This window comes from Actinomyces israelii DSM 43320 (assembly GCF_000711965.1).
GTDB lineage: Bacteria > Actinomycetota > Actinomycetes > Actinomycetales > Actinomycetaceae > Actinomyces > Actinomyces israelii.
Genome location: NZ_JONS01000082.1, coordinates 1 through 6102, shown reverse-complemented (window position 1 = coordinate 6102; position 6102 = coordinate 1). Strand labels below are relative to the sequence as shown.

The window sequence follows — 6102 nt, the reverse complement described above, 5'->3', positions numbered from 1 at the left end:
CAGGGGGTCGGCGTAGTCGTGGGTGTGTTGGTGGGGGTGCGGCGCGGTTCCTGGGGTGACGATGGGTGTGTCCTACGCACCCTTTCGTCGTCAGGAGCCGCGCCGCTATGCCATCTTCCCCTATCAACATTGCTGGGCGCCAGCCGAGCCTGATGCAGGTCTTGTCCACCGTGCCCGATCCCAGGTGCGCCCGGGGAATGAGGCACCGGCTGGAGGTGATCCTGGCCGTGGCGGTGGGGGCCGTGCTGTCCGGAGCGCGCAGCCTGCTGGCCATCGGGCAGTGGGCCGCCGGCCTGGACGCCGAGGCGCGCACAAGGCTGGGCCTGCCCGCCTCGGCGCGCCTGCCCGAGGAGACCACGATCCGCCGCGTCCTGTCCAGCGTCGACGGAGCCGCCCTGGACGCGGCCGTGGGAGCGTGGATGTGGTCGCGCACCGCCGCCACCGTCGCGGGCAGACGCGTGCTGGCGGTGGACGGCAAAACCATGCGGGCCACCGCAACCCACCTGCTGGCCGTTCTGGATCACGCCACCGGCGCGGTCGTGGCCCAGCAGGAAGTCGGGCCCAAGACCAACGAGATCCCCGCCCTGCGGGACATGATCGACGATCTCGTGGCCCGCCTGCCGGGCCTGGACGGCGCGGTGATCACCGCCGACGCCATGCACACCCAACGGGCCACCGCCGAGGCGATCACGGCCCGCGGGGGCCACTGGGTCCTGACCGTCAAGGCCAACCAGCCCAGGCTGCTGGCCCAGCTCAAAGCCCTGCCCTGGAAGGACACTCCCGCCACCACCGCAGCCGAGCGCTCCCACGGCCGATACGTGCGCAGGACCATCAAAGCACTCCAGGCACCTCAATGGATCGACTTCCCCAACGCCGCCCAGGTCCTCCAGATCCGGCGCACCCGCACCACCAGGACCAAGGACGCAAGCAACAAACGCACCACCGAGACCGTCTACGCCATCTGCTCCCTGGACATGATCGCCGCCCCGCCCGATCACGTAGCAGCCTGGATCCAAGGCCACTGGGGAATAGAGAACCGCCTCCACTGGGTCCGCGACGTCACCTTCGACGAGGACCGCCACCAACTGCCCACAACCACCACCGCCCGAGCCATGGCCACACTCAGGAACACCGCCATCAGCCTCATCCGCCTCACCAGCCCCGACCACCCCAGCCGACAACGCCGAAAAAGCAGCATCGCCTCCACCTGCCGCTACTGGGCAACCCACCCCCACCAAACCCTCCAACAACTCACACAACAACCCACCCCATAACAACGCCGACCCCCTGTCTGCTCCCCGACCCGTTCGTGGGGCGCCGCGACGAGAAGGCCATCACCAGGCGGATGGCCGAGATCCGGGACCAGGTCGCCGGTCTGCTCCAGGACGGCTGGGAGCCCTGTACCGACGACGAGGTCCGCGTGGAGCACGAGGCCGAGACGAGGCGCATGTGGCTTCCCAAGGGGAAGAGAACAAAGCTGTACGTGGACCGCAAGAAAGTGAGTCGGTCGTTCTTCGGGGCGCTGAGCCTGACGACCAAGAAAATGAGGATCCACCCCATCGAGGGAAACCAGAACGCCGAGCGGACCCGCCCTCATGATGGGTCGCCTGGCGCGCGAGACCGATGAGGGAAAGAAGATCGCGGCGGTCCTGGACAACGCCAGGTTCCACCACGCCAAGGCCTTGAACGATCTTTATGCCCCCGGTCAGGCTTTGGAGCGCATCACACCCATCTACATGCCCCCCCCTACGCCCCGACCCTGGGTCTCACAGAACACATACGGGATGCCGCCAAAGCCAACATCGCCAACCCCCCGCGCTCGCCCCGGAGAACACCTTCGCGGCCTTCACCGCCTACATCACCAACCGCACCTTCGACTACGACTTCGAGCACCTCCCAGTCACGCCACCACGCACCGACCTTGTTTAATTCCAGCCATACTTGAAGGCGCCCAGGAAGGTCCCGAAGCGGAACCTGTGCGCGTAGGCGGCCTTGAAGGCGGCCTTGACGAACTCCGGGGAGTAGCGCTCCAGGACGCCCCCCTCGTAGTAGCCCTCCTCGACCATGAGAGCGTGGTAGTCGAGCTCCGGGGAGGGGGCGGGCTCCAGCCCGGTGTCCGTCAGCGTGTCTGCCAAAAGTCTTCCAATCCTTGTCTGACGCGTGCGACGTCGGTGGGCGTCCCCAGAAGCTCGTAGCGGTACAGGAACGGCACCCCGAGCTTGCTCGCGATAATGTCGCCGGCGAGGCAGTACGCCTCACCGAAGTTGGTGTTCCCCGAGGCGATCACGCCCCGGCACAGGGAACGGTTGCGCGGGTCGTTGAGGAACGCGATGACCTGCTTGGGCACGGCCCCCCTGACGGACCCCCCGCCGTAGGTCGGCACGAACAGGACGTACTCCTCACCGACCGTGAGCGGCTCATCCCGACGGCGCAGCGGAATACGCGCACTGCGATAACCGAGCCTGCCCACGAAGCGGTGAGTGTTCTCCGAGGCGGAGGAGAAGTACACCAGGAGCGGGCCGCCCCCGGGACTCGAGGCGGGCACGCCCCTCAGACCGCGAGGGCCTCGACGGCGACGGCCAGGGCCTTGATCTTGTCCGGACGGAAACCGGACCAGTGGTCCTCTCCGGCCACGACCACAGGGGCCTGGGCGTAGCCGAGGGCCCTGACCTGCTCGAGGGCCTCGACATCGAGCGCGACGTCCACCGTCCGGTAGACCAGACCCGCCTTGTCCAGGGCGCGGTAGGTAGCGCTGCACTGCACGCAGTTGGGCTTGGAGTAGACGGTGATCGCCATATCGGTCACTTCCTCGGGTTCCGGTGGCGAGCCGGACGTATCACCCCGCAGGGGGATCGCGCCGGTGTAACCACACATCTGTCATTCGCGGAAGGCCATGGCGGCCCCGCGAGACAAGACACTACCCCTAGGGGTCCACCGGGTCCACCACCCCAACATGCTGTGTCTGGCGCCGACCTGTGCACAATGACCTCCTCGCCTGTGGATAGCTCCGGGACCGCTTGTGGAGGGACCGTGGATAGTCGCCCCGCGCGCCTCGGGGCGCCGTCCCGGGGCTCCCGCTCCGATCCACAGAACCATGGTCCTGCGGGGGTGTGACACGAAAGAGGGCCCCTTAACCACAGCACCGCCGTCCCGCTCGGAGCACACCGGCCCCCACCCTGGGGACAAGTCCGGCAAATCTCGGTTGCGTCACACCTGCCTTCCGCGTGTCGCCACCGCCGTCAGCCCACCAACCAGCAGCCGCCAGCCCACCAGCCCTCAGCCCGCCAACCGCAAGGCGCCAGTCACCGCCGCACAGGCTCCGCCGCTCGCCCTCCCCGCAGCCCCCCCACCGCGCATAGGCTTACCGCCACGGTCCCCGCGCCGGCCACCGCAGGGCGGCCGCACCACGAGCCTGAGAGAGCCTGAGAAGAAAGGACCGCCCATGGACGCCGGGATACGCCGTCAGGAGATCCTCGACCGCCTCGCGGCCACGCGCAGGCCCCTGGCCGCCACCCGCCTGGGCGCGCAGCTGGGCGTCTCGCGCCAGGTCATCGTCGGCGACGTCGCCCTCCTGCGCGCCGAGGGCCACCCCATCCGCGCCACCAACCGCGGCTACGTGCTGGCCCGTCCCGCCACCCGGCCGCACCGCTCCATCTTCGTCCAGCACACCCGCGAGGACATCGCCATCGAGCTGAGCGCCATCATCAAGGTCGGGGGGAGCGTTCTGGACGTCTCGGTGGAGCACCGCCTCTACGGGCAGATCACCGTCGACCTGCTCATCCGCAGCCCCGAGGACCTCGCCCACTTCCTGGCGCGCCTGCCCCGGTCCACGGCCCTGTCCGAGTTGACCAACGGCTGGCACACCCACACCATCGAGGCCGACGACGAGGCCGCCCTCGATGCGGTCGAGGCCCGGATGGGGGAACTCGGCTTCCTGCGGTAGCGCCCCGCCCGTTTCCCGCAGCGCACTCCCCCACGCCCCAGGCCACCCCTGCCTCCGTGACACGCATCCCACCCATGTGTCATGACACTGACGGCATCCGAGGGATAGGCTGCCAGGTGTCTTGACACCCATGGGCCTCGCGCCCCCCTTCGACTCCAAGGCAGCCCCGTGACCACCAACCGCACACCCACCACCAGCGCCGCAAGCACCGCCACCACCTCCGCAGCCTCCCTGCTGCGCCACCTCCTGCCCGCACTGCGCGCCCTGGCCCACCGCGTCCTCATCGACGCCATGACCGGCATGGCCCACGGCCTGTTCGCCTCCCTCATCCTGGGAACGATCCTGGGCCAGCTCGGCAGGCTCCTGCCCGGCGCCGCCGGCACCTGGCTCACTCTCCTGGGGGCGATCGCCACCTCCCTGACCGGGGCGGGCATCGGCGTCGGTGTGGCCCACCGCCTCAAGGCGCCAACCTTCGTCGTCGTGGGCGCCATGGTGGCCGGGCAGGTGGGCGCCCGCGCCGCGGCCCTGCTGTCGGGCACCGCCCTGCAGTCCGACGGCGGAGCACCGGCCCTGGTCCTCAACGGCCCCGGCGAGCCACTGGGCGCCTTCATCGCCGCCTGGGCAGCAGTGGAGGCCGGGCGCCTGGTGGCGGGCCGCACCAGCCTGGACATCCTCGTCACCCCCACCCTGTCCGTATGCGCCGGCGGCAGCGCGGGCCTGCTGGTGGGCCCGCCGATCTCGCGCCTCATGATCAGCCTGGGCCAGCTGGTCAACTGGGGTACCGAGCGCCAGCCCCTGCTCATGGGCATTATCGTCTCTGCCCTCATGGGCATCATCCTGACCCTGCCGATCTCCTCGGCGGCCCTGGGCATCATCCTGGACCTCTCGGGCCTGGCGGCCGGGGCGGCCACCATCGGCTGCACCACGCAGATGGTGGGCTTCGCCGTGGCCAGCTATCGGGAGAACCGCTTCGCCGGGCTCATCGCCCAGGGTTTGGGCACCTCCATGCTTCAGGTGCCCAATATCGTGCGCCACCCCCTCATCTGGGTGCCGCCCACCCTGGCCTCGGCGATCTTGGGCCCCATCACCACCATGGTGCTGGGCATGCAGTCCAATGCCATCGGCTCGGGCATGGGTTCGGCGGGGCTCGTGGGCCAGATCATGACCTTCCAGACAATGTCGGCCTCCACCTCCACCGGGCGGCTCATCGCCCTCATAGTCGTCTTCCAGATCCTCATCCCCGCGCTGCTGACCCTGGGGATCAGCGAGCTCATGCGGGCCCGCGGCTGGATCAAACCGGGGGACATGGCCCTGGCCGCCGGCTGAGGGCCGCCGCAGCCGCCCCCACCCGGCCACGCCGCGCCAACCGCCTCAACCACTCTCAGCCCTCCCCCAGCCGAACCTCAGCCACCTCCAGCCACCCCGCTCTCCGGTATCCCACCCCTGCCAGGGTCGGTAATTTGTCTGGGTCCCATGGCCGGAATTAAACAAAACGACATTCTGGGGCGGCTGCTGCGAGATTGCTGGCTGGTATTTACGGGGATCGCGCATGAGGATCGCCTCGTGCAGATCGACATGACGAACGAGGAGCGAGGCGTCCTCATCAGGCGGAAGAAGCATTCGGACACCTACAAGCTGGTGAGAATGAAAACGGAGGCGATTGCGTACGCTGCCCGCGGCGTCGGCCTGGATATTATCATGGAGATGGTCGAGCGGGCCGAGAAGACAGTGCGCAAGTGGCTGTCACAGTGGCGGAGGCGCAGACTGGGCTCCGTGGTAACCGGTCACGCCGTGGGCAGGAACGCGGCAAAGCTCAGGAGGGCGCAGAAGGAGGAGCGGGAGGAGATTTTTAACAAGCCGCCCTCGGAGGCGGGCGCCTGGGCCGAGCTCTGGGACGTTCCGGCTCCTTGAGGATGTCGCGTCTGATCAGATTCGGCGTCGAGTACAGGTCGGAGTCCTCATACTGGCTGCTCATGCGCTTGTCGGGCATGAGCCTCTGCTCCCCGACCCGTTCGTGGGGCGCCGCGACGAGAAGGCCATCACCAGGCGGATGGCCGAGATCCTGGACCAGGTCGCCGGTCTGCTCCAGGACGGCTGGGAGCCCTGTACCGACGACGAGGTCCGCGTGGAGCACGAGGCCGAGACGAGGCGCATGTGGC

Annotated in this window: 7 protein-coding genes and 1 pseudogene; 5 read left to right on the top strand and 3 right to left on the bottom strand. The window is 68.6% G+C overall.

All coding sequences use genetic code 11. From position 1 onward, the window contains the following. Window positions 1–107: 107 nt before the first annotated feature. Complete coding sequence (locus O145_RS15015; protein ID WP_229118619.1) at window positions 108–1274, top strand: ISAs1 family transposase; 1167 nt, start codon at window positions 108–110, stop codon at window positions 1272–1274. A gap of 35 nt (window positions 1275–1309) precedes the next feature. Continuing rightward, on the top strand, window positions 1310–1627 hold the full coding sequence (locus tag O145_RS15010; protein ID WP_229118618.1) for a hypothetical protein: 318 nt from the start codon (window positions 1310–1312) through the stop codon (window positions 1625–1627). Between the two features lie 310 nt (window positions 1628–1937). Here O145_RS15010 and O145_RS15005 read toward each other — a convergent pair. The 3 genes and pseudogenes from O145_RS15005 to nrdH all read right to left on the bottom strand — a co-directional run. Then, window positions 1938–2135 (bottom strand): annotated as a pseudogene (locus O145_RS15005) (hypothetical protein); the annotation flags it as partial. After that, on the bottom strand, window positions 2120–2545 hold the full coding sequence (gene nrdI, locus O145_RS15000) for a class Ib ribonucleoside-diphosphate reductase assembly flavoprotein NrdI (RefSeq protein WP_043563913.1): 426 nt from the start codon (window positions 2543–2545) through the stop codon (window positions 2120–2122). The pseudogene O145_RS15005 and the gene nrdI, both read right to left, overlap by 16 nt. A 5-nt stretch (window positions 2546–2550) precedes the next feature. Continuing rightward, on the bottom strand, window positions 2551–2796 hold the full coding sequence (gene nrdH / locus O145_RS14995) for a glutaredoxin-like protein NrdH (protein ID WP_043563920.1): 246 nt from the start codon (window positions 2794–2796) through the stop codon (window positions 2551–2553). A 646-nt stretch (window positions 2797–3442) separates the two neighbouring features. On the opposite strand from nrdH, the gene O145_RS14990 reads away from it, so the two are divergent. The 3 genes from O145_RS14990 (at window position 3443) to O145_RS14980 (ending at window position 5854) form a co-directional block, all read left to right on the top strand. After that, a complete protein-coding gene (locus tag O145_RS14990) occupies window positions 3443–3943 on the top strand; it encodes a transcription repressor NadR (protein ID WP_008732358.1) in 501 nt (166 codons plus the stop codon). A 168-nt stretch (window positions 3944–4111) separates the two neighbouring features. Further along, window positions 4112–5269 (top strand): PTS sugar transporter subunit IIC, encoded by a 1158-nt coding sequence (locus O145_RS14985; RefSeq protein ID WP_043564433.1) that lies wholly within the window; start codon window positions 4112–4114, stop codon window positions 5267–5269. A gap of 237 nt (window positions 5270–5506) precedes the next feature. After that, window positions 5507–5854: a helix-turn-helix domain-containing protein gene (locus tag O145_RS14980; RefSeq protein ID WP_043564431.1), complete on the top strand. Its 348-nt coding sequence runs from the start codon at window positions 5507–5509 to the stop codon at window positions 5852–5854. Window positions 5855–6102 lie beyond the last annotated feature (248 nt).

Coding starts and splice junctions, on each gene's coding strand:
- O145_RS15015 (WP_229118619.1), top strand. CDS start 108: ATGCCATCTTCCCCTATCAACATTGCTGGGCGCCAGCCGAGCCTGATG.
- nrdH (WP_043563920.1), bottom strand. CDS start 2,796: ATGGCGATCACCGTCTACTCCAAGCCCAACTGCGTGCAGTGCAGCGCT.
- O145_RS14990 (WP_008732358.1), top strand. CDS start 3,443: ATGGACGCCGGGATACGCCGTCAGGAGATCCTCGACCGCCTCGCGGCC.